The 25,988-nt window shown below is 22.0% G+C and carries 27 protein-coding genes; 16 read left to right on the top strand and 11 right to left on the bottom strand.

The window, feature by feature from the left end:
- Nucleotides 1-6: 6 nt before the first annotated feature.
- The 6 genes from AACL24_RS01050 (at nt 7) to AACL24_RS01075 (ending at nt 6,316) form a co-directional block, all read left to right on the top strand.
- A complete protein-coding gene (locus AACL24_RS01050; protein ID WP_339045908.1) occupies nt 7-414 on the top strand; it encodes a transposase family protein in 408 nt (135 codons plus the stop codon).
- Between the two features lie 413 nt (nt 415-827).
- Nucleotides 828-1,121: a hypothetical protein gene (locus tag AACL24_RS01055; RefSeq protein ID WP_174481144.1), complete on the top strand. Its 294-nt coding sequence runs from the start codon at nt 828-830 to the stop codon at nt 1,119-1,121.
- 23 nt (nt 1,122-1,144) lie between these two features.
- On the top strand, nt 1,145-2,803 hold the full coding sequence (locus tag AACL24_RS01060) for a DAK2 domain-containing protein (RefSeq protein ID WP_339048108.1): 1,659 nt from the start codon (nt 1,145-1,147) through the stop codon (nt 2,801-2,803).
- 53 nt (nt 2,804-2,856) lie between these two features.
- Nucleotides 2,857-3,672, top strand: a complete 816-nt coding sequence (locus AACL24_RS01065; protein ID WP_339048110.1) for a hypothetical protein — start codon at nt 2,857-2,859, stop codon at nt 3,670-3,672.
- A 795-nt stretch (nt 3,673-4,467) separates the two neighbouring features.
- On the top strand, nt 4,468-5,472 hold the full coding sequence (gene argF / locus AACL24_RS01070; protein ID WP_339048112.1) for an ornithine carbamoyltransferase: 1,005 nt from the start codon (nt 4,468-4,470) through the stop codon (nt 5,470-5,472).
- 205 nt (nt 5,473-5,677) lie between these two features.
- On the top strand, nt 5,678-6,316 hold the full coding sequence (locus AACL24_RS01075; RefSeq protein ID WP_339048114.1) for a hypothetical protein: 639 nt from the start codon (nt 5,678-5,680) through the stop codon (nt 6,314-6,316).
- A gap of 58 nt (nt 6,317-6,374) precedes the next feature.
- Here the strand turns inward: AACL24_RS01075 and AACL24_RS01080 are convergent, their stop codons facing one another.
- Both AACL24_RS01080 and AACL24_RS01085 read right to left on the bottom strand, forming a co-directional pair.
- Entirely contained in the window at nt 6,375-7,130 is a 756-nt protein-coding gene (locus tag AACL24_RS01080) for a hypothetical protein (RefSeq protein ID WP_339048116.1), read from the bottom strand.
- Between the two features lie 161 nt (nt 7,131-7,291).
- Entirely contained in the window at nt 7,292-7,669 is a 378-nt protein-coding gene (locus AACL24_RS01085) for a hypothetical protein (protein WP_338957798.1), read from the bottom strand.
- Between the two features lie 873 nt (nt 7,670-8,542).
- Here AACL24_RS01085 and AACL24_RS01090 point away from each other — a divergent pair.
- The 9 genes from AACL24_RS01090 to AACL24_RS01130 all read left to right on the top strand — a co-directional run bounded on the left by AACL24_RS01090 (nt 8,543) and on the right by AACL24_RS01130 (nt 12,994).
- On the top strand, nt 8,543-9,061 hold the full coding sequence (locus AACL24_RS01090) for a hypothetical protein (protein ID WP_339048118.1): 519 nt from the start codon (nt 8,543-8,545) through the stop codon (nt 9,059-9,061).
- A gap of 134 nt (nt 9,062-9,195) precedes the next feature.
- Nucleotides 9,196-9,546 (top strand): hypothetical protein, encoded by a 351-nt coding sequence (locus AACL24_RS01095; protein ID WP_339048120.1) that lies wholly within the window; start codon nt 9,196-9,198, stop codon nt 9,544-9,546.
- A gap of 2 nt (nt 9,547-9,548) precedes the next feature.
- The gene (locus AACL24_RS01100) at nt 9,549-10,013 is read left to right on the top strand and encodes a hypothetical protein (protein ID WP_338987873.1); all 465 of its coding nucleotides are present in this window, start codon (nt 9,549-9,551) and stop codon (nt 10,011-10,013) included.
- A 2-nt stretch (nt 10,014-10,015) separates the two neighbouring features.
- Nucleotides 10,016-10,195: a hypothetical protein gene (locus AACL24_RS01105; RefSeq protein ID WP_339048123.1), complete on the top strand. Its 180-nt coding sequence runs from the start codon at nt 10,016-10,018 to the stop codon at nt 10,193-10,195.
- A gap of 182 nt (nt 10,196-10,377) precedes the next feature.
- Complete coding sequence (locus AACL24_RS01110; RefSeq protein ID WP_339046214.1) at nt 10,378-10,719, top strand: transposase family protein; 342 nt, start codon at nt 10,378-10,380, stop codon at nt 10,717-10,719.
- 23 nt (nt 10,720-10,742) lie between these two features.
- Nucleotides 10,743-11,150, top strand: a complete 408-nt coding sequence (locus AACL24_RS01115; RefSeq protein ID WP_339045908.1) for a transposase family protein — start codon at nt 10,743-10,745, stop codon at nt 11,148-11,150.
- 195 nt (nt 11,151-11,345) lie between these two features.
- On the top strand, nt 11,346-11,804 hold the full coding sequence (locus tag AACL24_RS01120; RefSeq protein ID WP_339048125.1) for a transposase family protein: 459 nt from the start codon (nt 11,346-11,348) through the stop codon (nt 11,802-11,804).
- A 318-nt stretch (nt 11,805-12,122) separates the two neighbouring features.
- Nucleotides 12,123-12,383 carry a hypothetical protein gene (locus AACL24_RS01125; RefSeq protein WP_339048127.1) on the top strand — a complete coding sequence of 87 codons (261 nt, stop codon included), beginning with the start codon at nt 12,123-12,125 and terminating at the stop codon, nt 12,381-12,383.
- Entirely contained in the window at nt 12,362-12,994 is a 633-nt protein-coding gene (locus AACL24_RS01130; RefSeq protein WP_339048129.1) for a hypothetical protein, read from the top strand. Before AACL24_RS01125 ends, AACL24_RS01130 begins: the two co-directional genes overlap by 22 nt.
- A gap of 93 nt (nt 12,995-13,087) precedes the next feature.
- Here the strand turns inward: AACL24_RS01130 and AACL24_RS01135 are convergent, their stop codons facing one another.
- Entirely contained in the window at nt 13,088-13,270 is a 183-nt protein-coding gene (locus AACL24_RS01135) for a hypothetical protein (RefSeq protein ID WP_338987598.1), read from the bottom strand.
- Nucleotides 13,271-14,106: 836 nt separating this feature from the next.
- Here AACL24_RS01135 and AACL24_RS01140 point away from each other — a divergent pair.
- On the top strand, nt 14,107-15,228 hold the full coding sequence (locus AACL24_RS01140; RefSeq protein WP_339048131.1) for an Mbov_0401 family ICE element transposase-like protein: 1,122 nt from the start codon (nt 14,107-14,109) through the stop codon (nt 15,226-15,228).
- Between the two features lie 592 nt (nt 15,229-15,820).
- Here AACL24_RS01140 and AACL24_RS01145 read toward each other — a convergent pair.
- The 8 genes from AACL24_RS01145 to polA form a co-directional block, all read right to left on the bottom strand.
- Entirely contained in the window at nt 15,821-16,147 is a 327-nt protein-coding gene (locus tag AACL24_RS01145; protein ID WP_339048133.1) for a hypothetical protein, read from the bottom strand.
- Nucleotides 16,148-16,506: 359 nt separating this feature from the next.
- Nucleotides 16,507-17,163, bottom strand: a complete 657-nt coding sequence (locus tag AACL24_RS01150; RefSeq protein WP_339048135.1) for a hypothetical protein — start codon at nt 17,161-17,163, stop codon at nt 16,507-16,509.
- A gap of 9 nt (nt 17,164-17,172) precedes the next feature.
- A complete protein-coding gene (locus tag AACL24_RS01155; protein ID WP_339048137.1) occupies nt 17,173-18,363 on the bottom strand; it encodes a phosphoglycerate kinase in 1,191 nt (396 codons plus the stop codon).
- A gap of 126 nt (nt 18,364-18,489) precedes the next feature.
- On the bottom strand, nt 18,490-19,497 hold the full coding sequence (gap, locus tag AACL24_RS01160) for a type I glyceraldehyde-3-phosphate dehydrogenase (RefSeq protein WP_339048139.1): 1,008 nt from the start codon (nt 19,495-19,497) through the stop codon (nt 18,490-18,492).
- Between the two features lie 180 nt (nt 19,498-19,677).
- The gene (locus AACL24_RS01165; protein ID WP_339048141.1) at nt 19,678-20,400 is read right to left on the bottom strand and encodes an ATP-binding protein; all 723 of its coding nucleotides are present in this window, start codon (nt 20,398-20,400) and stop codon (nt 19,678-19,680) included.
- A gap of 255 nt (nt 20,401-20,655) precedes the next feature.
- A complete protein-coding gene (locus AACL24_RS01170) occupies nt 20,656-21,783 on the bottom strand; it encodes a DnaD domain protein (protein ID WP_339048143.1) in 1,128 nt (375 codons plus the stop codon).
- 167 nt (nt 21,784-21,950) lie between these two features.
- Nucleotides 21,951-22,781, bottom strand: a complete 831-nt coding sequence (gene mutM / locus AACL24_RS01175; protein ID WP_339048145.1) for a DNA-formamidopyrimidine glycosylase — start codon at nt 22,779-22,781, stop codon at nt 21,951-21,953.
- 67 nt (nt 22,782-22,848) lie between these two features.
- Nucleotides 22,849-25,473, bottom strand: coding sequence for a DNA polymerase I (polA, locus tag AACL24_RS01180; protein ID WP_339048147.1), 2,625 nt, complete (start codon nt 25,471-25,473; stop codon nt 22,849-22,851).
- Nucleotides 25,474-25,988: the final 515 nt, after the last annotated feature.

Raw genomic sequence — 25,988 nt, forward strand, 5'->3', positions numbered from 1 at the left:
AGTTGAATGTATTCTATAAAATTTCAAATTGTATATGATTTTTTTAATAAAAAAATTGTTGATATTTTTGCTGATAATGGTAAAGTGCATGATTTTCAAATATTAAAAAATTCAAATCTTGAATTTTCAGAAAAAACAATAATTATTGGTGATTTAGGATATCAAGGTATACAAAATATTTATAAAAATACAATAATACCAATTAAAAGAACTAAAAATAAAAAATTAACTAAACAAGAAAGAAAATACAATAAGATTGTATCTAAAATTAGAATTAAAGTTGAACATGTCTTTGCTTGATTGAAAAGATTCAAAATTTTAGTAAATAAATGTAGAAAATCTAAATTTAGACTTATGTACTTAAGATTTAACTTACTTTGTGAAATTTTTAATAAAATAAAACCATTAAAATAAAAAAAATATTAAAAATATTTTTTTAAAATTTAAATTTTTATCGAGTTAATATAAAAATATTATTAACAATTTTTTGTTTAAAATGTAAACTCATTTTTTAAACTATTTTTTCAAAAAATATTTATTTCTATATTCAATAACACTAAATAGTTTTAAAACAATTTTATTGACAATTAATTAAATTTAATTACGGAATATGTCCATAGTATTTTATATTTAATAATTAGGTAGTTTAGTTTTTCTTAATTATGTTTTTATATAAAAAAACCATTATCAATATATAATATCTTTATCTTTAAGATTATTATTGTCTTGATATATTATATTAGGTATAATGTAAAAGACTATAAAAATTATAAGAGATTTTATTTTATATAAATTTAATTTATTATTAATATAATAGGGGTGATTATGTGGAGAAAGATAAAGATATTATGAACATTATTAAAAAAGCATTATCAGAAAGTATTTTATCTGTACCAGGTGTTGCCAATATTTATGAAAAAGATAATAATTATGGAATTAAAGTTAACAAGTCTGATTTAGGTTGAATTATTGATATTAATATAGTTTGTTTTTTTAATAATAATATTTGAAATATTATGAATCAAACTCAGAAAAATTTAAAATATATTGTTGAAAAGATTATTAAACATCAAGACTATATAGTACTTAACATTTTTGTTCATGATTTAATTGAAGAATAAAAGAAAATATAAGGTGAAATTAAATGAAAAAAATTGATATTAAAACCTTAAAAGTTATGCTTATTAGCGGTGCTAATAATCTTTATAATCATCATTTTGAAGTTGATAAATTAAATGTTTTCCCAGTACCTGATGGTGATACTGGAACAAATATGAATTTAACAATGATGAATGGTATAAAAGAATTAAATGGCAAAGAATATGATAGTTTAAAAACATTTGCTACTACTTTTTCTCGTGGTTTAATGATGGGTGCGCGTGGTAATTCTGGAGTTATTTTATCTCAAATTTTTCGTGGTTTTTTTCAAACTATAAAAACAAAAGATTTAAAAAATGATTTCATTAGTAATGAGGATTTATTAAAATCTTGAAAAAGTGCGCAAGATTATGCATATCGTGCAGTTATGAAACCAGTAGAAGGTACTATTCTTACTATTATTAAAGATGGTGCTAATTATATTAATGAATTAGAAATAACAGGCAAAGATTCGCTTTATATTTTTGAAAAATTACTAGAAGGAATGAATGAATCATTAAAAAGAACACCTGATTTATTGCCAATTTTAAAAAAAGTAGGAGTTGTTGATTCGGGTGGTGCTGGTTTAGTTTATATTGTTGAAGGTATGGTGTATGGTTTAAAGCACGGTAAAGCTATTTCACCAAAGAAAAAATTAGAACAACAAGATACAGCAAAATTAGAAATGGTTTTAAATCAAGAAAACTTTGGTTATTGTTCAGAAGTTATTGTAAAACTAAATAAAGTTAGTAAGTTAGATTTTAATTTAAGCAAAACACGAACTGATTTAGAAACAATAGATGGTCAATCAATAGTTTTAGTAGATGATGAAGATTTAATCAAAGTTCATGTTCATACTTTAAAACCAGGTCAAATTTTAAATTATTTTCAGAAATTTGGTGAAATTTTAAAAGTAAAAATTGAAAATATGACCGAACAGGCAAAAGCACATACACAAACTATTAAACCAATTCGTAAATTAAATAATAAATTTGCTTTAATTGCTGCTGTTCCTGGTAGAGGAATTGAAACCTTTTTTAGAGATGAATTAAAGGTTAACAATATTATTATGTATTCAAAAAGAATTAATCCATCAACAGATGACTTTTTAAAGGCAATTGAAATTGTCGATGCAAAAAATGTCTTTATTTTGCCAAATGATAGTAATTTATTTTTAGCAGCAGAACAAGCAAGAAAATTAGAAAAAAAATCAAAAGTTTTTGTATTACCTGCTAAAAATATTGCTCAAGGTATGCGTGCCGCTTTAAATTTCAATCCTGAATTAAGTGCAAAAGAAAATAATAAAAATATGTGAAGTGAAATTAAATATGCTGCTTTTGGTTATGTAACAGTTGCTGATCGTGATGTTCAAATAGATGGTATTAAAATTGGAAAAAAACACTTTTTTTCTGCTGTTAGTTTTCGTAATAAAGATGGTAAAGAAAAAATTATTGCTTCAAACGAAAATTTATTTAATGTAATTAAAGTATTGTTTACTAAATTAATTTGAGATGGTGCAGAAATAATTACTATTTTTAAAGGTAAAGGTTATTCAAAAGATCAAATTAATTTTATGAAAAAAATTTTAGATGAAGATTATGATATTGAATATGAAATTGTTGATGGTGATCAAGAAGTTTATAACTTTCTTTTCGTAGTGGAATAATACTATGTTATAATATTGTAGACTCTATTCAAATAGTTAGAAAGGAGAAGATTATGACTAATTTATTATTATCCTCAGTTAATCCAAATGATCCAAAGACTTGATCAACTAGTTTAATTGTTTTAGCAAGCTTAGTAGCTATTGTTGGTGTAATTTTGTTTGTTGTTACTATGATTTGATTTTTCACTTGAATTAAGTATTCTTGATTCCATCGTGAAAATAGTGCTAATTTAACTGGTGGCGAGTTATCTCAAAAATATTTAAAAACATACGGTATTAATGCAAAAAGAATAAAATTTAAGGGATTTGGTAATATTAATAGTATTACTGTTGAACCTAGGTTTTTTTATTTAAGGCCATATTTATTTAATAATGGTAATTTTACTTTAAGACTATTACCATGAACTTATCACCGTCGTTCTATTTATACTTTAGCAATGGCAATGGAAAGTACTTGGGCAGTAAGTAGTTCAAATAGTAGTCGTTTTAATACTTTTTGATGAGATTTTTCTCGTAAAATAAAATTATTTTTTGTTTTAATTCCTTTTGCACTTGCTATTCTATTTGCTCTTTCACCTGCTAATTCTTGAATTACTTTATCAGCAGCGAGCGCCAATATACTTTCAATTGTTTTATCAATTTTAGGTAGTATTTTATTAATTCTTTTTTCTTCAATGCAAATGATTTTTTATGCTAAATCAAGAAAAGAAATTTGTCAAAATCTTGTTGGTATTTTAAATGAAAAAGAAATACGTGCTATTAGTTGAATTTTCCAAATTAAGTTTATTTATTACTTGATTCGTATGATTTATGAAATATTACAACTTATTTTACGTATTGTGATGTACACACAGCAAAATGAGAAATAATAAAAATTTGTACCTATAATTTAGGTACAAATTTTAAATTTAAAATTATATTAAGTTTTATTGATAAAACATTATTTTCAAAACTTTTATAAAATATTCTATTTTAGTAAGTTTTAAAGTTTTGTTTTTTTAATTTTACATTTAATTACTAAACTAATATTTTTCATTTTCATTTATTATTGTATATTTAAAATTTTATTTTGATAGTTTTAAATTTTAAATATATAATAAAATACACTTATTAATTTAATATATACATATTCATTAGTAATTTTTTTTATATTTATTGCAAAAATATAAAAAAAGGTTTTAAATGTTAACTATGAGAGAAAAAAAAGAATATTTTAAGTTAAGGAGAATACTGAATGCAAAGTAAGTCTGCTATTAATATATATTCAGAATTAATAAATTAAAAATAGTTTTATTACTTGCTAAAATTTTTATCAGAAATGGTATTGGAGTATTTTATATTAAAAAGTTTCTTGTAATGAGTATTATCCAAGATAAAAAAATATGTTCTTACTTAATCAATCAAATTTTGAAAGAATGGAATTCTAAAAAAGAATATATTATTTCACTAGAAAAATATTTAAAACAACTTTCAGTTCAATAATTTATTAACAAAATAATTACTTGCTGTTAATAAATTTGAGTTAAAAATTAAATATAATAATAAATATCCATGTTTATGAAATTACTAATTCTGAATTGTCATGTGGCCAGAGTGTTGCCCATATTGTATATTAATGTTAAATTAAATAAAGATATTAGGAACTGAAAGGAAGACAACATATCATGACTATTAATTTAAAAGGCAGAAATTTTATTTGTTTATTAGATTTTACTTCAGAAGAAATCTATTACTTATTAGAATTAGCTGCTAATTTAAAAATTGCAAAACAAAAAGGAATAGAAAAACAGCCATTAAAAGGCTATAGTGTTGCTTTATTATATCGAAAAGATTCATTAAGAACAAGAAGCGCGTTTGAAGTTGCTGCTTGTGATTTAGGAATGCATTCAACATATTTTGATCCAACTAGTAGTAAATTAGGAGTTAAAGAATCAATTATTGATACCGCTAAATTTCTTGGTAGAATTTATAATGGTATTCAATTTCGTGGATATAAACAAACTGATGTTGAAGAATTAGCTGAAAATGCCGGTGTTCCGATATGAAATGGCTTAACTGACTTATATCATCCAACACAAATACTAGCTGATATTATGACAATTCAAGAGTGTAAAAAAAATAAAGATGTTAAAGGTATTAAATTTGTTTATTTTGGAGATGCTCGTTTTAATATGGCTAATAGTTATGTGATTATTAGTGCAAAATTAGGAATGAATTTAGTAATCTGTACTAATAAAAATTTATGACCATATCCTCAACTATTAAAACAATGTCAAGAAATTGCTCAAGAAACGGGTGGTTCTATTATTTTAACAGAAGATTATAAAACAGCAAGTAAAGATGCTGATGTAGTTGCTACTGATGTTTGAACATCTGTATGTGAAGATAAAATTTTATTAAAACAACGAATTAAAGAATTAATGCCATATCAAGTTAATGATGAAAAAATGAAAATTGCAAAATCAGATGTTATATTTTTACATTCTTTACCAAGTTTTCATGATGGTAATACACAAATTACTCAAGATATTGTTAAACAATATGGTGGAACAGGTGAATTAGAAGTTACTGATGAAGTATTTCGATCTTCTGCATCAAAGGTATTTCAACAATCAGAAAATTGTTTACATACTATTAAAGCTGTAATGTTAGCAACTTTGAAAGGATAATATATGAGAGTATATTAATAATGAAAAGAAGTTTTAATTATTTTATTATTTAATAAACTTATTTCCATTAATTAGTTTTTATTATTCTTATTTTAGAATATTAAATATATTAATTAATTGTTTAATAAAATATTAATGTTAGTTTTTATGTTAAGATATTAATAATTAATTTTATTAAGTCAAATTAGAAAAATAGGAGTAAATTATGATAAGACAAGAAAGAATATCAGAAGATAGTAGACAACAATTAATATATAATTATCAAGGATTAAATATATGAGAAAAAGTGGGTATTATTGGTAGTGGGTTTTTGCTTAGTACAATACCAGGAATTGGTATAACATATTTATGTAATGAAAAAATTGTTAAAGCACTTGGTAGTAATGAAAATAAATTTTCATTACCAATTCGAATGCTAATTGGTGCTGCTACTAGTTCATTATTAGTATTATTTATTATGGGCCGATTTGTACACAAAAAATTATTTCCTGAATGATATGAAAAGAGAGCAGAAGCAAGGTATATAAATAAAACTATTAGTGAAATTGAAAATTTAAGAAATGATTTTATAAATATAAATAATAACTGAAATGAAAATAGTACAGTTAGCTTAATGGAAATATTAACAAAATTGAACAATAAAAAAGAAGAATTACAAAATAAAGAAAAACCATTAATGTTTCATTGAGAATTGGAAAGAATGGTAGATAATTTAATTATTGATTTTAATAATCAATTAATTAGATTTGATCCTATTTCAATTAGAGCAATTAATGATATGTTGGATAATTGAGATAATAATTCAGAATTAAATGATAGTAGTCAATCTTTAATTTGTTATTAAAAATGTTATTCTTTTAAATTAAAAAAAGAATAACATTAGTTAATTTATTTAAAAGTTTTTATATGTTATATACTACTTTTTGTGCTAGTTTATTTTTTACTATTTGTGAGTTTTCAGAATTAAGAAACTCATATTTTTTTTCAACTTTTATTTCTTCTATTTCTTCAGGACTTTGTTCTTTAATGTTTGTACTAGTATCAATAATAAAAGAACTTAAATTTTGTTGTGATTGGGTTGGTATCCTATCATAGTAAATATCAGAAAGTAGCGTTAACGTGTCTGCTTGTTGATCTTCAAATTCTAAAAGACTTGTAGTATCACTTTTTTGATTATTTGTTATGAAAAGACTTGTATATATATTTTCAATTTGTTCAGTTAATTTAATTTTTATTAAAACATTATTGTTATTTTTTAATGATATTGTGCTTATTAAGTTTGTTTCTTTTAATAGTGCTTGTTCTTGATTAAGTTGCAAACCATTTAATAATGGTATTGATTTTCCATATTTTTCTTTAGTTTTTGTTATTCGTTGCTCATAGATTTTCTTGTATTTTTTCAAAAATATTATTGCTTCATTTTTTGTTTTAAAATAATATTTATTAGAGTTATTTTCAAGATTATGTTGTGAGAGATAGTAAGAAGTTAAGTCTATATCTTGTGCATATATTGTAATTTCAATAAACTTAATTTTAAAATTTTCAATTTTTTCTATAAGTAAATTTATTCTTTCAATAAAAACTAAATTTTCTTTTATTTTATTTATTTTTTTCTTAGTTTTTCTTTGTTTAATTTCCATAAATAATTTTTTTAACATTATCTTTTTTTCCCTTTCAATTTATTTTATTAAAAATATGCTTCGTATCATAACTACTAATAGATAATAGAAACTTTGTTTCTTATTGCAGTTAAGTTTTGGTTCATAGTCAACAAATGAGTTTTTAGTTGATATCTATCAATAATATAAATAACTTATTTTTATAATGAAGAGTTGTTATTTATACTTGTTAAAGATTGATTTGAAAAATCTCCTAATTCCATTGAATTAATTTTATCAATATTTAAATTTGATTCGATTTTTTTATCTAAATTTAATTTTCCATAAATAGCTAAACTTAAAACATCATTGCACATGCCTAAAATAGTTTTATTTACAAATTTGGCAGTAATTGTTTTTTCAGCAATAGAACCATCTCCACCACCTTTGTAGGGCTTATTTAAATCTAAATTCATATTTGTTAAATCAATTCCATACAAATGTCATTCTTTGGTACTTATTTTGTTTGAATAATGTTTACCCAAATAATAAATTTTTGCTTTTGTATTATTAACATCAATATTAGCTTCTTCTTTCATTTCATTTATTACTGTGGTGTTAAGATCTTTTTTTTCTACTCCCCCAGTAATAGTGCTATATTCACTAATTTGTTTATTTTTAAATAACGGATTATTTTCTTTAACTAGTAAATAATAATATTCATTATCTTTTAAAACATAAGGTAATATTGCAACACCTTTATTATTAGTTCAAGGCTCTTCAACACCACAGTAAAAGTCTTCTTTAATTAATGGACGGTTGTCAAATTTACGAAATAATTAATTATTACATTAGTAACTTATTTCCAAAATTACCATTTAAAAATGATGATAGACAAATTAAATTCTCTTTTACCCTTAAATTTAAATTTATATTCGACGTATTTTAAAAAATATAGATTTTATAAGATAAAATAAAAATTATTCTCAAAGGAAAAAGACAAGAAATAATCTTGTCTTTTTTTGTGTAATTGTAAAATTTTAAAATTTTTTAATAACCGTCTTTAGCACTATTATCAACACGTGTTAGGGAACTAAAAAAGTGAACTACAACACAGTTGTTAAAAATAGTAGCTAGCATGTGGACTTGCATGGATAAATAAAAAGTGGAGTGATACCTAATAAAATATACTAACCAGTAATGGTAATTCTTGGGGTGGGAGCGAATTGGAAACTAGTATATATAGACCTGTTGTTAGGGACCTATTATATTAATTCTATTCTTTATTTAACCAACCTTGCCACTGACAAGTGAGCAAGTGTTGGTTTTATTTTTTATTTTTTTTGAAATTTATTTTTGAGCCCAGTTTTCATGGAATGAATAAAACGAATAGTAGTATTATTAATAATCTAAAAATCAAATTATATGTTCTTTATGCTAGAAGCAACAGAACATATTAGGAAAGGATTATTATGCAAATAGAATTTAAAAAAGAACAAATTATTAAAGATAAACCACAATCTATTCTTATTGATTATGTTGAATATAAATTATCACTTCCAAAATGAATGATTAAAAATAATTCTTTTATTGTTGACAACAGTTACACGTATTGAGTTTTTAATTTAGAAAATATTAAAAGAGAATTAAGTGGTAATGAATTAATAAAATTATTAGAACCATATATTAAAGACCAAAAAATAACTGTTAATAAACCAATTGCTCCAAAAGAATATTATCTTAATGATATAAAACTTGAACCATTAACATTTTATGAACAGCATAATAGTTGATTTATGGGTGAAATAACAGATAACAAAACTAAAATTACTAATCCTTGTTTTAAATATAACATTACGTGAGAAGAAAACAGAAAAGGTTTTAAAATAAATAATCCATATAATAAAGATGATTTACCAATTAATTATATAGTTACTTCTTATAATGAAATTTCAACTCATAATGAAAAAGTATTTTTGTTGAACATGTAAACAAAATAAATTAGATTATTTATTCTTTAATACTGATGATATAAAAACAAGAAAATATTTTTTAAGAGATAAAAATAGTAAAGCAATTTGTTATGACTGTATTTTAAATATTAGGTTAAGTAGGAGGTATAAATATGGATAAAGAAAAACCATTTGCTGTTAAAGACCAAGAAATTATTAATGAATATAATAAAAAACGTAGTAAAGAAATAACAGAAGAACATTTAAATAATATAGAAAAATTAAGAGAAGATTTTAAAAAAGAAATTATTAATAAATATAAAGAAAAATTAAAAAAAGATTTTAAAAAAGAAGTTATTAATGAATATAAGAAAAATTTAATTTGTTCATTAAATATATTTTTAGGTCATTATATAGAACAATACAAAAAAGAAAAAGAAACATTTTATCAAAATCAATTAAAAAGTTCAGTTGATATTATTGAATTATTAATTAATAAAATAAAATCCAAAGAATTTGATTAATAATGCAATATGACTTAATTATTGGAATTGACCCTGCTGGTATTGGTAATAACGGAATTGTTATATATTCAAATGAAACTAATAATATTGTTTTTAATGAAACATTCAATACATTAACTGTTTTATGAACTAAAAATATTTATAAAGAAAAATTTCAATTAATTAAAGAAAAATTTATTGATAAAAAAATATTAGTTATTGTAGAAAATTTCTTTTTAAGTTCAAAACAATTATTAACTAATCCATTAGCAACCCCTAAAATTATTGGTGCATTAATGGTATTAGTACAAGATGTTATAAATTGAGATTATCTAGAAAGTGAACCAAAAAATAAAACTAAAATAGAAAATTATAAAGGAAATATAAAATTAACAAAACATGAACAAGATGCTTATAAACATATTCAATATTATTTAAAAAATCATAAAAAAATATTAATTTTTGATAATTATTTAAGGAAATTATAAAAATGAAAGATAAAACAAATTATGTCAAATTAACACTAAAACTTAGTAACACTATTGAAGCAAAATATTACGAAAAAGGTAATAAAGAATTATATTATAGTGTTCGTGGTCAATGAAATGGATTAAACTATGTTACTTTAATTTTTAATAAACCAAAACTTTATAGACGCTGTATTTTATAGACATATTCCGTAATTAAATTTTTTAAAAGTCAATTAATAATTTTAAAATTTATTTTATAATTTTGTTATTAACAATAAATTTAGAAAAGTGTTGATAAAAATGATTTTTGAAAATTTAAAAAAATTAAAAAAATGAAGAATTTTATAGATATTTTGGTATAAAACGTTTTCATTTTAATGAAATGTTAGAAAAATTAATTGAAATAGAAAAATTAGAAAAAAATAAAGGTCGAAAAAATAAACTTTCAGTAGAAGAAAGATTAATGATGACTTTATTATACTGAAAAGAATATTATACTTTTTTTCAAATGAGTATTAAATCTAAAATGAGCCCATCAAGTTGTTTTCGAAATATTACTTGAGTAGAAAATAAACTTAGTAACCACAAAGATTACCAATTTTTAAAAGAAAGATATAAATTAAAAATTGATAAAAAACAAGAAAATTCAAATGAATTTCAATTTTATTTAATTGATTCAACTGAGATTGAAATTGAAAGACCAACTAAAAAAAACTACAGTTAGAATATTTTTCTGGTAAAAGTTGAATGTATTCTATAAAATTTCAAATTGTATATGATTTTTTTAATAAAAAAATTGTTGATATTTTTGCTGATAATGGTAAAGTGCATGATTTTCAAATATTAAAAAATTCAAATCTTGAATTTTCAGAAAAAACAATAATTATTGGTGATTTAGGATATCAAGGTATACAAAATATTTATAAAAATACAATAATACCAATTAAAAGAACTAAAAATAAAAAATTAACTAAACAAGAAAGAAAATACAATAAGATTGTATCTAAAATTAGAATTAAAGTTGAACATGTCTTTGCTTGATTGAAAAGATTCAAAATTTTAGTAAATAAATGTAGAAAATCTAAATTTAGACTTATGTACTTAAGATTTAACTTACTTTGTGAAATTTTTAATAAAATAAAACCATTAAAATAAAAAAATATTTTTAATATTTTTTTAAAATTTAAATTTTTATCGAGTTAATATAAAAATATTATTAACAATTTTTTGTTTAAAATGTAAACTCATTTTTTAAACTATTTTTTCAAAAAATATTTATTTCTATATTCAATAACACTAAATAGTTTTAAAACAATTTTATTGACAATTAATTAAATTTAATTACGGAATATGTCCTATTCAACGCCCAAAAAAAGTCAAAAACAATATTATTCAGGAAAAAAGAAAAAACATACAATAAAAACTCAAGTCATAATTGAAAAAGATAGTAAAAAAATTATAAGTTCTTATTTTTCTTATGGTAAAAATCATGATTTTAAAATTTTAAAAAATTCAAAAACGAAATTTTTATCAGAAACAACTATTTTAGTAGATTTAGGATATCAAGGTATACAAAACATACATAAAAATGTCTTATTACCTAAACGAAAATCAAAGAAAAACCCTTTAACTAAAGAAGAAAAGAAAAATAATAAGGCTATTTCAAAAATGAGAGTTGTTATTGAACATGTTTTTGCGATTCTTAAAAAATTTAAAATTATTAGTGAAAAATATCGAAATAGAAGAAAAAAATTTGCATTAAGATTTAATTTAATAGCTTCAATTTATAATTTACAATTATTAATTTAAATATATTTGATAATTTAATATTTTATTTTTTTATTTGAAATAATAATTTTTGTTGTATTTTAATGACAAAAAATAAAACATATTTTGAACAATAATTTTTAAAAAATATTAAAAGTGTTATTAAAATAAATTTTTAAACTTAAAAAATGTGATTAATATCATAGTTTTGCAAGAAGTCTATTATATAGTCATAGAGAACCAACCCCACCATATCCTAGTAAATATATTGCTATTGAATTATCACAGAACTTTAATGATATTGAAATTGAAATAAATGATAAACCACCAATTGATAGTTTACAAAAAGTATTATTAGATATGCTAACTTATACATATACTTATAATCGAAACTTTGATGGTGCATCATTAAGTAATGTTTTAAAAGAAATGAATGATTTAGATAAAATGCGTGCTAAGTTTGAGAGACAAAAACCAAATGAAGTTATTACTAATTTATTTAAACAATGAGAATTAGATTATCCTAAATATACAAATTTACCACAAGTTAAAATATTAAAACAAGTAGTTATAATGCTATCAAAAATATTTATTCAACTATGTCTATTAATAATGGTTTAAACGATGACTATAAATTATTATTACCTTATTATTTTGAATTAAAATCAAATCCTATACATTCTACACCCGATAAGGTCTGAGAATTTAAAGATATAAAAGTAGTATTAAAATCTGCATATTTTGATTTTACAGATATCAATAATATTAAAATAAAAAACAATGACATTAGTCAAAATGAGTTATTGAAATTAGATGATAATCAATTTAACTGACTATCCATAAGTAATGAATTAGAAAGCAATAATATACCATCATTAATTCCGGCAGATTGAACACTAGGTAATGGTGAATATGGTAAATATTTTACACGATTAGTAATTGATAAAAATAAATTAGAAAGTTTTTTAAATTTATATGGTTCAAATAAATATCAATTATTTTCTAAATTAGAATTTTATAAAGAAATTTCACAAATTGATAATAATAATTATTTTGAATTACAAATTGAAAATCCGATTAACAATTTAAATCGGATTGAAGTTAGCGGAGTATTTGGTGCTGGTAATTATGATTTAATTTTAGTAACAGATAAACAAGAAATAAATTTAAAAAATATTAATTTATTTGATAAATATAATGAAAATATTTCTTATATAAATCTAGAGATTTAATTATCAACATATCCATCTGGATAAATACCATCTCATTTTACTGCGTCATCAGTTAATTTATTTGATGCTCAGTAAAGAGTAATTTTATGTTTATTACTTACTGGTCTTGCTCAAATTATTGCCCCCCCAGTGCGCTTCATGGTCGTAATCAAAAAAATATGTTAATTGATTAGTTTTATTATACGAAACTATTCCTAAGATTAAACCGGTAACACCAGTTATTACAGCAAATGATAATGCTATTTTTTGAAAATTTGTTTTTATTCATGTTTTCATCTTAAATTACTCCTTTTTTCCTTGATTTTACTTATAAATTGTACTATTTTTGATTATTTTTACAAGTATGCTTTTAAATGAAAAATAACGGCTAAATACAAGGCGTTTATTTTGTGATACCTATACTATTAATGATATTCAACTTGTTTATTATATAGCAAATGTGAAGATGCTTTTTTTTACACTAGCATTATTTTTACCTCTAATTACATTTTTATATGGATTTAAAAATTATTCTTGATTTGCTTTAATAATTTTTTCAAGTTTTTCATCAGGTAAATTATCTAAAATTTTTGGTAATTCTTTTTCTTCAAAATCATCTGCATGCTCAAAGCAGAAAAAAATTTTCCAAGTTCTTTAATTTCTATAACATTACTTCATTCTTGTGGACACAACATTTTTTGACAAAAAAATAAGATTAGTATTTTCTTCTTTATATTTATTTACTTTATTTATTAACAAATCACAATTTTGATTTTTAAATTTATTTTGTTTTTTTATTTTTTTTACTTTTTTTCTTGTTTTACACCTTGTACTCATTTAAATTCTTCTTTTTTCCTTAATTTTACTTCTAAATTGTACTATTTTTGATAATTTTTACAAGTATGCTTTTAAATTCAAAATAATGGCTAAATACAAGGCGTTTATTTTATGAGACCTATACTATTAATTATATTGAAATTGTTTATTATATGTTAAATATGAAAGTTGTTTTTTAAATAATTTTTATTTAATTTTAAATTACACTTATATATTTATATAATAAACAAGTAAATTAATATTTTAAAAATATTTACAATAAATTTAGATTTTTAAAAAATAGTTAGGAGAATAATATGGATTTTAATTATAAATGAAATTTTAGAGAACAATATGCCAAAATTGATAAACTAGTTTTAGAACATATAACAAATAAATTAGAAAAATGAGATTGAAGAATATTTAAAACAAGAGATAAAAAGAAATATAAAATTGTTGATTATCAATATCGAACAAGAAAAACATTATATGGAATGGTAACTTATAAAAGAAGAATTTATGAATATTTTAATGAAGAATTACAAAAATGAGTTCGTGTTTGTTTAGTTGATGAATGACTAAAATTACATAAATATAAAAGAATTGGTGAAGATGTTGAACAAACTATTATTGAATATTTTGCTGATGGAAAAAGATATCATGATATTTGTGCTATTTGTAAAAAAGCAGGTATTAGTGTTAGTACTGTTCATAGAATTTTTAAAAATTTAGAAGTAATTGAAGCAAATCCAGAAAAAGTAAAATTAGAAAAAAATCAACCTATTTTTGTAGCAATTGATGATGGACATCGAAAATTTTGAAATTTTAAACGTAAAGGTATAAAACACTCTATGCGATTAATAGTAACATATACAGATAATATTAATCACAAAGTACAAAATAAAAGAGTAAAAGCGATTATTAGAGCAACAAAAACAAAAATTGGAGTTAAAAAAACTGCTGAATTTGTTAAAGAACATTGTCAAAAATTTTATGAAAATATTGAACAAGCAAAAATTATTATTTGCGGTGATAGTGCAGGATGAATTAAAGAAGTTGCTGATTATTTAGGTGCACAGTTTGTTTTAGATAAATGCCATTTAATTAGAACATTATATCTTGGAATAATGGCTGGAAATAAAGAAAAATATTTAGAAGAATATAATCATTATAAAAATTTAATTAATAATGGTCAATATGATGAATTAATTAACTATTTATATAAAGAATTAGATAATCATAAAAAATTAAAAAAACAGTATTTTAAAAATAATAAACAAGGTATTGAAAATCAAGGTGCAAAGTGAAATATAGGTTGCTTTACTGAAACTAATATTTGACATGTTTTAAAAGAAATGCTTGGTAATAGAACATATAATATTAGTATTTACATTAAAATGGTTATTTTTAAATGTAACAAAATAAATTTAGAAACATAATTTAATGAATATAGTAATTATTGATTATTTCGCAATTTTGAATAGCATCTCAAAAATTATTATTTTTTATTTTTATTTTTAAACCAATAATGAAAAAAGTAAATAACATAGTTATAAAAAATAAAATTGGAACTAAAATTAAAACCAAAAAAATTCCACTTCGTAATTCAGTTCATTCATAATAATTTTCTTTAATATGATGAGTTCCAAGATTATAAAAATATTTTGCAGAATGCTCTATGATAACACTTAATTGAAAATGTTTTAACATTTTAAATCCATTAATACAATTTAAATTTTTATCAAAATAAAAAAGATTAAAGTGACTAAAATCTATTAATATTAATCCTATAATTAAAGTTAAAATGCTTAAAATAAATAGTAATACAGTTATTAACTGTAATTTTTTCAGTGTTTTAATTTTCATTTTTAAATTCTCCTTAACATTATTTCATAAGTTTAACACTTAATAAACTTAATTATAAGTATTTTAGTTGCATTTAATTTAAAAAAATTATATTATTTAAATACAATTTCATAAAAATCCAAATTATTTCTTGTCTAACATAATAATAAGACTATATGAATTAATTTATTCCGGATTTTTGACAATCTCCCTAATTAATTTTACGAAAGTAGTTTCTTCATTTGTACATGTACCATTAAAAAATGTTGAATTTTTTAAGTTACTATTAATATTTCTTTTTTTATGTTTTTTATGACGATGTTTATGATTAAAAATTTCGGCTTGTTTTAAATTAATTGGTAGTTCTTGTAAATTGGTTAATGATTCTTGTAAGGTTGTTGGGTTAGTTAATGATTTTATTGGCATAGATTGTACTTTTTGTTTTTCATTATGAAATAATGGAATAATTAATATTCATAATTTAAATAAAAAACTTGGATTAAAATATTTCATTTTAACACCCCTTTCAAAATAATAATTAATAAAAATATATCTAAAATTATGTATTTATTTTAACATTTTTTTATTTTTCTTAGGATATTTGCTTTTATAATGCTTTTATAATAATAAACATGGTATATAATTTAAAGCAAGATTACTATACTTTTGTAAATGAAATTTAAATGTATATTATAGTTTTATCGCTATAATTACTAGGTTTATTTTTGGTTTGTATTTTAGATAATAGAAATTTATTTAATAATCATTTATTAATAAATATTAAGTTTAAATTTAATTAAAAATAATAAAAAAAGTATCAATTTTTACCACAAGTGTAAATTTGATACTTAATTAAAATAAAATTATTTTAATTAAAACATTAAATCAGAAAATGGAAAACAAGATTTAAATAGGGTAATATATTTAATAGTTTTTTGTTCACTATAATTTAATTCTGTATTTAATGTCATTAATTGTTTACGAAATTTTTCATAAAACATTGTTCAAAATAATCAACTCATAGTAATAATAAGTAAGCTAAGGAAACTAAAAATTGCTAAGATTTCCTTGTTAATATTATTATTTTGAACTGGAATGTAATATAATAAAGCACAAATAATAGTAATAATAACACTATTTATAAAAAATAAATTAATAATTGGTAGAGCTAAATTACTTCATTTTTGAGAATTATTTTTTCACTTAATAACAAGTACACTACTTAAAGTTTGATATTTATTTCAAGTAGTAGTTTCATTAAAATCACGACTTTTTAATTTTAAAATATTTTTTTTAAAATTATAGTTAAGATATTTAAAAGTAAATTTACTTTTAACTATTTGACAATTAATATTTTCATTGGATAATGCTTGTTGATAGCTAGGTTTTAATTTAGTATCATTTTTTTTAGTTTTTAAAATAATAATTAATCAAAAAATAAATTGGAATAATTGAAATATTAAAACCATCGTAATTAAAAATAAACTAATAAGAATAAAAACACTTGTTGTTTGATCTTGAGTAATCATATATTTTCACTATTTATTTTCTATAGCATTAATACCAGGTAAATCCTTACCTTCTAGATATTCTAATGAAGCACCTCCACCAGTTGAAATATGGCTAAATTTATTTTCATATCCAAATTTAACTGCTGCTGCTGCACTATCACCACCACCAATTAGTGTAAATGCACCTTTTAATTGTGAAATAGTTTTACAAATATTTTTTGTTCCATTAACAAAGTTACTCATTTCAAAAACTCCTAATGGTCCATTTCAAAAAACAGTTTTAGCATTAATTAAACTATTTTCAAATAATTTAATTGTTTTTGGACCAATATCCATTCCTTCATATCCATCATCAATGTTTTCATTATTAGTAATTTTACCTTTGATATCCTTAAATTCCGGAGCAATTACAAAGTCAATAGGTAGTATTAATTTTTCTTTTCCTAATTCAATAATTTCTTTAGCAATATCAATTTTATCTTTTTCTAATAATGAATCACCAATTTTATAATTCAATGCTTTCATAAAAGTATAAGCCATACCACCACCAACAAGAACTTTATCAGCTTTTGTTAATAATTGTTTGATAACATCAATTTTATCTGATACTTTAGCACCACCAAGTACTGCTATGAAAGGATGTTCTGGATTAACAGTGATTTTATTAAGCATTGTTAATTCTTTTTCGATTAATAAACCAACACAACTATTTTTGATATTAGTAGCAATACCAACGTTAGATGCATGAGCACGGTGTGCAGTACCAAAAGCATCATTAACAAATACATCACCTAAATGTGCTCAATATTTACCTAATTCGGGATTATTAGTAGATTCTTTATTACCATTTAAATCTTCAAAACGAGTATTTTCTATTAAAAGTAATTCTTTGTTTTTACGATTATTAATAGCTGTTTCAAGATTTGTACCACGAGTTTCATTAATGAATATTACATTTTCTTTTAAGATTTCAGTTAGTCTTTTTGCAACAGGTGCTAAAGTATTCTTCGCTTTATCAGCCTCAGATTTAATTCTTCCAAGATGTGATAACATGATTATTTTTGCATCTTGATTTTGTAAATACTTAATAGTTTCGATGCTTGCTTTTATTCTTGTATCATCGGTAATTTTACCATTTTCTAATGGTACATTGAAGTCAAAACGAACAATAACTTTTTTATTTTTAAAATCAAGATCCTTTAATGTTTTTTTATTCATATAATTTTCATCTCCTTTTTTCATATTATAATTTTAATATATTTTTAAAGCTATTAATAAAAATGCATCTTGTAATTGGTAAGATGCATTTTTGTAGTTTAATATTTTAATTAAACTATTTAAAAATTATTTTAGCTTTGCTAAGTGTATTACTGTTCTTACTAATTGCGATACATATGACATTTCATTATCATATCAAGCAAAAACTTTAACAATTTGTTTGCCTTCAACTTCAATAACTTTTGTTAATGTTGCATCAAAAATTGAACCAAAACTTGAACCAATAATATCAGTTGAAACAATTGGATCTTCATTATAAGCAAATGATTCGCTACTATGTTTTTTCATTGCTGCATTAACTTGTTCAACAGTAACATTTTTCTTTAATTCAATTGTTAAATCAACAATTGAACCAGTAATAATTGGAACACGCATTGCTGAACCATCTAGTTTTCCTTTAACAGAAGGGATAACTAAACCAATAGCTGCAGCAGCACCTGTAGCTGCAGGAACAATATTAGACATAGCACTACGTCCTCTTCTAAAATCTGAATGTTCTAAGTCTAGTAAACGTTGGTCATTAGTTGCAGCATGAACTGTTGTCATTCATCCCTTAATAATTCCAAATTCTGATTCTAGAGCATGAACAACAGGAGCAAGACAATTAGTAGTACATGAAGCACCAGAAATAATATTATCAGTATTTTTTAGAATATCATGGTTAACATTATAAACAATAGTTTTTAAGTCTCCTTTAGCGGGTGCTGAAATCACAACTTTTTTAGCTCCAGCATCAATATGTGCTTGTGCTAATTCTTTTGTTGTAAAACGTCCAGTTGCTTCAATTACGATATCAACATCATTGGCTTTTCATGGTAATGCTTTTGGGTCTTTTTCTTGACAAACTTTAATTATTTTACCATCAACATTAATAGTATTTTTTGATTTGTCTGCTTTGATTTTTGCATGTTTTCAAGTTCTATGTGCTGAATCATATTGTAATAGATATGCTAGAGCTTCTACATTTCCTAAATCATTGATAGCAACAATATCAATTTCTTTTTTGTCAAATAATTGACGAAAGGCAAGGCGGCCAATGCGCCCAAATCCATTAATTGCAATTTTAATTGCCATTATTAAGTCACTCCTTTTATGTGTTTGTTTTTTATATTGATTAATGACTAGGTATATTATAAACAAATATTGTTAATATTTGTCATAAAATATGGATTTATTTATAAAACATTTATTTTATTAGTAAATTATTTCCTTTATTTTAATTATAGTTTTCATTATTTTATTTTTTTATGAAATTTATATTGGTATATATTCTATTTCATTATTAATATTGTCAATATTATTATTATTTTCAATGGTAGTTTGTGATTCTTCAATAGTTAATTCAATTGGTATAGTTAAAGTTTGAATACGTTCTAATAAACGTTTAACTTTAATTTCTTCTGATTTACTATTTTTTAAATAATAATGTTGATATAGTTCACTAATACTATAGTTAGAATTAATAAATGTAGTTTTTAATGGTAAAATTCGTGCATTAAGAATACTAAATAATAATTCATCACGCTCTCAAGCGCTAACAGTTTCACCGCCTAAATCATCAATAAATAATAAGTCACATGATTTTAATTGTTCAATTTGCTGATTAGTATCAGTATCATTTTTAAAACTTTTTTTAATGTCCATAACAAATTCAGGTCATACAATAAAACAAACAGTTTGATTTTTTTGAATTAATTTATTTGCAAATAAGATAAAAATAAAAGTTTTGCCACTACCTGTGTCACCATATAAGTATAAACCTTGATAACTTTTGTGTTTTAAAGATTGATGTAAATACTGGATGATTTCTTTTCTTGCATTAGTTGAGGCATTAAAATTTTTACTTCATGAAAGTGATAAAAGTTTATCATCATAGTATTTAATTAAAAAATTATTATGTACTTGTTGTTGGACAGATCTATTAATAGAATGAAGACAATCCGTTAGTACTAAACTTATTTTTTGATTAGGTAACATTACTAGTTTATAACGATATCCTTTAACATTTTGTAGACATTTGCTAAGATTCTCTCGTTTTTTACATAAATTGTAGCTATCAATATAAGTTTTTAATAAATCAACATATGATTCTAGTTTGCTGTTAGTTAAGTTGCTTTTTTTAATAAAGTCATGAAGTTCAGCATTGTTAATGTTTTCTTTTAAGATAGTTGTCGCTTTAAGTTTCATGATAATCATTTCCTTACTTAATAATATTGTTTTTTAATAATTAAATTAATGAGCATCAAATTCCTTTAAAATATTATTTATTTCTTCTTGAGTTAATGTTATATCTTTTTTATTAATATTATCAACCTTATATTTTTTAATTAATTTTTTATTGAAATTATTTGTTGTTGATTGTTCTGTAGTAGATCATAATGATTCTTGTTGAAATTGTTGCTGTGGATTTTTTTTGCTACGAGCATAAGCAAGTTTTAAATGAGATAAAGCGTCATCAATACTATTAATTTGATTTTCTTGAAATGTTTCAGCAATTTTAATAATATAGTTTGGTTCTAAACGTTTATTATTTTTAAATCAAACGTATTCAATTAAGCAGTTAATTACAGCATTATTTAATTGAAAGTTATTAGTTAATATTTCTAGTGTTGTTTTTAATTTATCAGTTGGTATTTTACCAGTTAAATTTTTTAAATATTCTTCAGGTAATTTTTGTTGCATTAAATTTAATGTGGTATTAATAACATCAGAATTATCTTTAGATATAATTGTATTACCATTAGAATTTAAATTAACTTTCATAGTGTTAATTTGGTTTTTATTTTGAAATGAATAAATTGGTCTAGAAATTGATGTTTGTTCTTGTTTAGCATAAATATTATTAAGTGCTGTTTTTAATTTTAAAGATTGAGGGATAGTATTTTCCTGTTGAGTAATATTAACATAATTTTCTGTAATTTCAATATCATTTTTCAAAAAATAAAATTTTTGTCTTTCGTAATTTAAAGTTCCTAATTGTTTAAGTAGTTCTGAGTTTAAATGGGTATTAGCAAAAAAATCATCAGCAGATAAGGGAGAACACAATTGATAAATGTAAGTAGATTTTAAAGAATAGTAGTAAGTATTAATAAGGTTAACAGATTCAAGTTGTTGGAAAGCAACAAGTAATTGAGTGGAAGTTATTTTTAATAAAGATTTAATTCGTCCATGATTGAAATCAAGATTAATACGTTTTGTTAATAACTTTTCTTGAACTAAAGTTAAATATAAATTTATTGCTTCAATACCAATTATTGGTTGATATAACATAAATAAAATTTGGTAATCTTCGTTACTAATATATTCTGATTGGTTCAACTTAAAAATATCAATATCATTTATTGTTTTGTTCATATTCATTCCCTAACTTTCTTTTTACTATCCATTTCTTTCATGGTATGATAATTATATGCACATAAAGAATATAAATAAAGTGAAATGATTAAAACACATACTTATCCACATTTATTCCACTTTTTTTTATTAAAAATATTCTTTATTAATATATACTTTTGAGTTTTCCACAGTTAATATTTAATTTGACAGTGATTACAAAAGTAAGTTCCGCGAAGGTTTATTTTTATTTTTTTGATAATAGTATGGCATTTAAAACAAGGCATTTTTGCTCTAGTATGAACTTGTAATTCTTGTTGATAGTAACCTGTTACACCAAGGCTTGAAGTATAACTACTAATTGTTGATCCACCAAGTTTTATTGATTTATCAAGCACAAATCTTGCTTTATTAATGATTTCTTGTAATTGTTTAAGTGTTAAATTTTTAGTAATACTTTGTGGATGAATACTAGCATAAAATAATACTTCATCTGCATAAATATTTCCTAAACCACTCATAACATTTTGTTCTAATAATGTTGCTTTAATACTTTGACTTTTATTTTTTCATTTATTTTTTAAATATTCAGCAGTAACATTTTTATTAAAAGGTTCTGGACCAATATTAATATAAGGTTTTATGTTTTGATATTCATTTTTAGTTTGCAAATGAAAGGTTCCAAACTGTCTTGTGTCATGATATCTTAATTCGTATTTATTGTCTAATTCTAATATTAATAAGACATTTTTTCAATTTATTGATTGATTATTTTGTTGAAAATAATATTTTCCTTCCATTCGTAAATGACTTAATAATACATAATCATCTAATATAAATATTAATAATTTACCAACTCTTTGAACATCATTTATTGTTTGTCCAATAATTTGTTTTGTGAATTGTTCAATACTTGGTGTTTTGATAATTTTATTTAAAAGAATTCTAACACCAATAATTTTATGATTAGTTAAAAGTGGTTGTAAAGTTTTGCGAACAGTTTCAACTTCGGGTAATTCTGGCATTTTTATTTTCCTTCCAATAAAATATAATAAACTAATTTATTTTAAATATTAATAAATTTTTAAAAATTTATTTTAATTCAAATCAGTTATCACCAATACTAGTATTAATTAATAAGGGAACTTTTAATTTAGTAACATTAGACATAATTTTAGTAATTTTAGTAATAACATCATTAACTTTATTATCTTCAACTTCAAAAATTAATTCATCATGAATTTGTGCAATTAATATTGCATCAATATTTTGTTTTTTTATTTCTTCATAAATTTTATTCATTGCTAATTTTAAAATATCAGCAGCACTACCTTGAATTGGCATGTTCATTGCTATTCGTTTACCAAAATTTTGAATCACCTTATTTTTATTTGTAATTTCCATTACTTCTCTTCTACGATTAAAAATTGTTTGAACGTATCCATTTTTTTCACAAAAATCAATTATATTATTAATATAACTTTTAATTTTTGGAAAAACCGAAAAATATTTATTAATAAATATTTTAGCATCTTCAACTTTAATTCCTATTTGTTGTGATAAACCAAAACTAGAAATGCCATAAACAATGCCAAAATTAATAGCTTTTGCATTTTGTCTTTGTTCGTTAGTAACTTCTGCTAAAGGTATATTTAATATTTTACTTGCAGTTTCGCGATGAATATCATACTTTTGTTGAAAAGCTTTAATTAAATTTTCATCTTCACTAATATGAGCTAATATTCTTAATTCAATTTGCGAATAATCACAGGATAGTATTTTAGTATGTGGTTTGCTTGGAATAAAAATTTTGCGAACTTCTCTTTGTTCTTTATCGCGAATACTAATATTTTGCATATTAGGATCTAATGAAGATAACCTGCCAGTACTGGTTTGTACTTGATTATAAATGCTATGAATTTTACCATCATCAAAAATATATTTTTGTAAACCAAGTAAGTAAGTGGAATATAATTTTTGTAATTTACGATATTCTAAAAGAATATCGATGATTGGATGTTGATTTTTTAAACTAATTAAAACTTCAAAAGCAGTACTACCTTTTTTATAATTAGGTAATTTTAATTCTTTAAATAAGTATTCACTAATTTGTTTTGGTGAATTTGGATTTAAATTACTATTACTTTCTTTTTTAATTTGTAATTCTAAATCTTGGATTTTTAGTAAAGTTTTATTAGTTAGTAGTTTTAATTTTTTTTGATCAATGTTAACACCATTACACTCCATATTTACTAATACAAAAGCAGCAGGTAGTTCAATCTCTTGATATAAATTTCAGTTATTAGTATCTTTTAATTTTTTTATAAGAATGAGATGAGAATCTGTTAAAAAATTTAATTTTTTTTCTAAAAAAATAGCTATTTCTTTTTCATCATTGGGAATATTTTTTTTAATACCTTTGCCATAGAAATCATCAGCGCTTAAATTATCTTTAACATTGACATTGAGCATAACAGCAATGTTTTCTGGTAATATTTTTTCATTAGCATAAAGAAGGTAAGCAGCTAACATATGGTCAAAAATAATATTATTTATTATTAATTTTAAACGTAGTCCTGCGATAATAACCTTTTTTAAATCTCAAGTTATTTTTTGTAGTTTTTTATTTTGTAAGAAATGTTGAAAATTAGAACAATTAATTGCATTAATTTTATTAATATAAAATGTTCCTTTTTCATTTTTAATACCAAAAGCAATAATATTATCGCGATTATAATTATCACCAAAAATTTCTAATCATAAGTAATTTGAATCACAATTTCATTCTTGACTTCACTTATTTATAATTTGAACGTGAGATGTACTATTTTTATTAGTTTTAGGATTAGTGTCTTGTGTTAATAAAGAGTTCATATTATATTGTTTGTAAAAGTCTTGTAACTTTTCATTATTTAAATTTTCAACATTATAATTAAACGTTTCTAAATTACCAGTAATTGGTGTATTTAAATTAAGTTGTGCTAGTTGTTTACAAATAATACCATTATTAAAGTTAAGTTTAATTAGTTTACTAACATTTGGTTTTAATTGTTCTACATTTTCAATAATGTTTTCTAATGTGTCATATTCTTTTAATAAACTAATAGCAGTTTTTTGACCAATTCCTTTAATGCCAGGTAAATTATCAGAACTATCACCCATTAATCCCTTTAAATCGGTAACTTGATAAGGTAATAATTCATATTCTGATTGAAATGTAGAAATAGTAATAACCTTTAAATCACTCATCCCTTTTTGTGGATTAAGAATTTTAATATTGTTATCTAATAGTTGTAATAAATCTTTATCACTACTCATAATATCAATTTGATAATTACTAGCAATTTTATTTTTAACAATGCTGCCAATAATATCATCAGCTTCATAATTATTTATTTGTCCCCAAGGAATTTGTGCTAAGTCTAAAAAAATTTTAACTAAATTAAATTGTTCAATTAACTCAACCGGAGTTTCACTTCTTTTTCCTTTATATGTTACTAAAGTTTCATGACGAAATGTTTTACGACCAGCATCAAATGCAACAAAAACACTAGCATAGTTGTTAGATTTTAAGTACTTAGTCAACATTCTAATAAAAGCATAGACGGCATTAGTTGGAATACCCTGTAACGAATGTAGATTAACTCCTTGGTATGCAGTAGCATAATATGCTTTAAATAATAAATTGTTACCATCAATAATTAATGCTTTTTTCATTTATTCACCTAATTTCATAAAATTATTATAACAATAAGTAAGTATAACTTCATATAAAATTAAAAAATTAGCATATAAAAAAAACAAGATTTTTTTCTTGCTATCGAACAATAATTAAGTTACAGATTTAATTGTGTAGAAAACATTATAAATATAAGGTTTTAGGGTTAATTTTAAGAGAATTATTATATTTATAGTGATTAGAGTTCTGTAACTTAATTATTTAAATATTAAGGATATTTATAAATATCCTTAATATTTATTATAACATTCAATTTTTAATTTTTAAATTCATTTTTTTTATATATAAAAAACAAGAGCTTTTCAGCTCTTGTCTACACAAGAATTATTGCTAAGGTAATATGTCATTTATAAAAAAAAAGGGGGGGTTATTTATAAATAAAACTTAAGGTTATTGGGGTTATAGAGTTTAAATTAGGGGTTTTAGATTAATTTTAAATTTTTTATATTTAAAAATATTATAATTGAATAATGTTTTGATATATTACCTTAAT

This window comes from Spiroplasma endosymbiont of Colias croceus (assembly GCF_964020095.1).
Lineage (GTDB): Bacteria > Bacillota_I > Bacilli_A > Mycoplasmatales > VBWQ01 > Spiroplasma_E.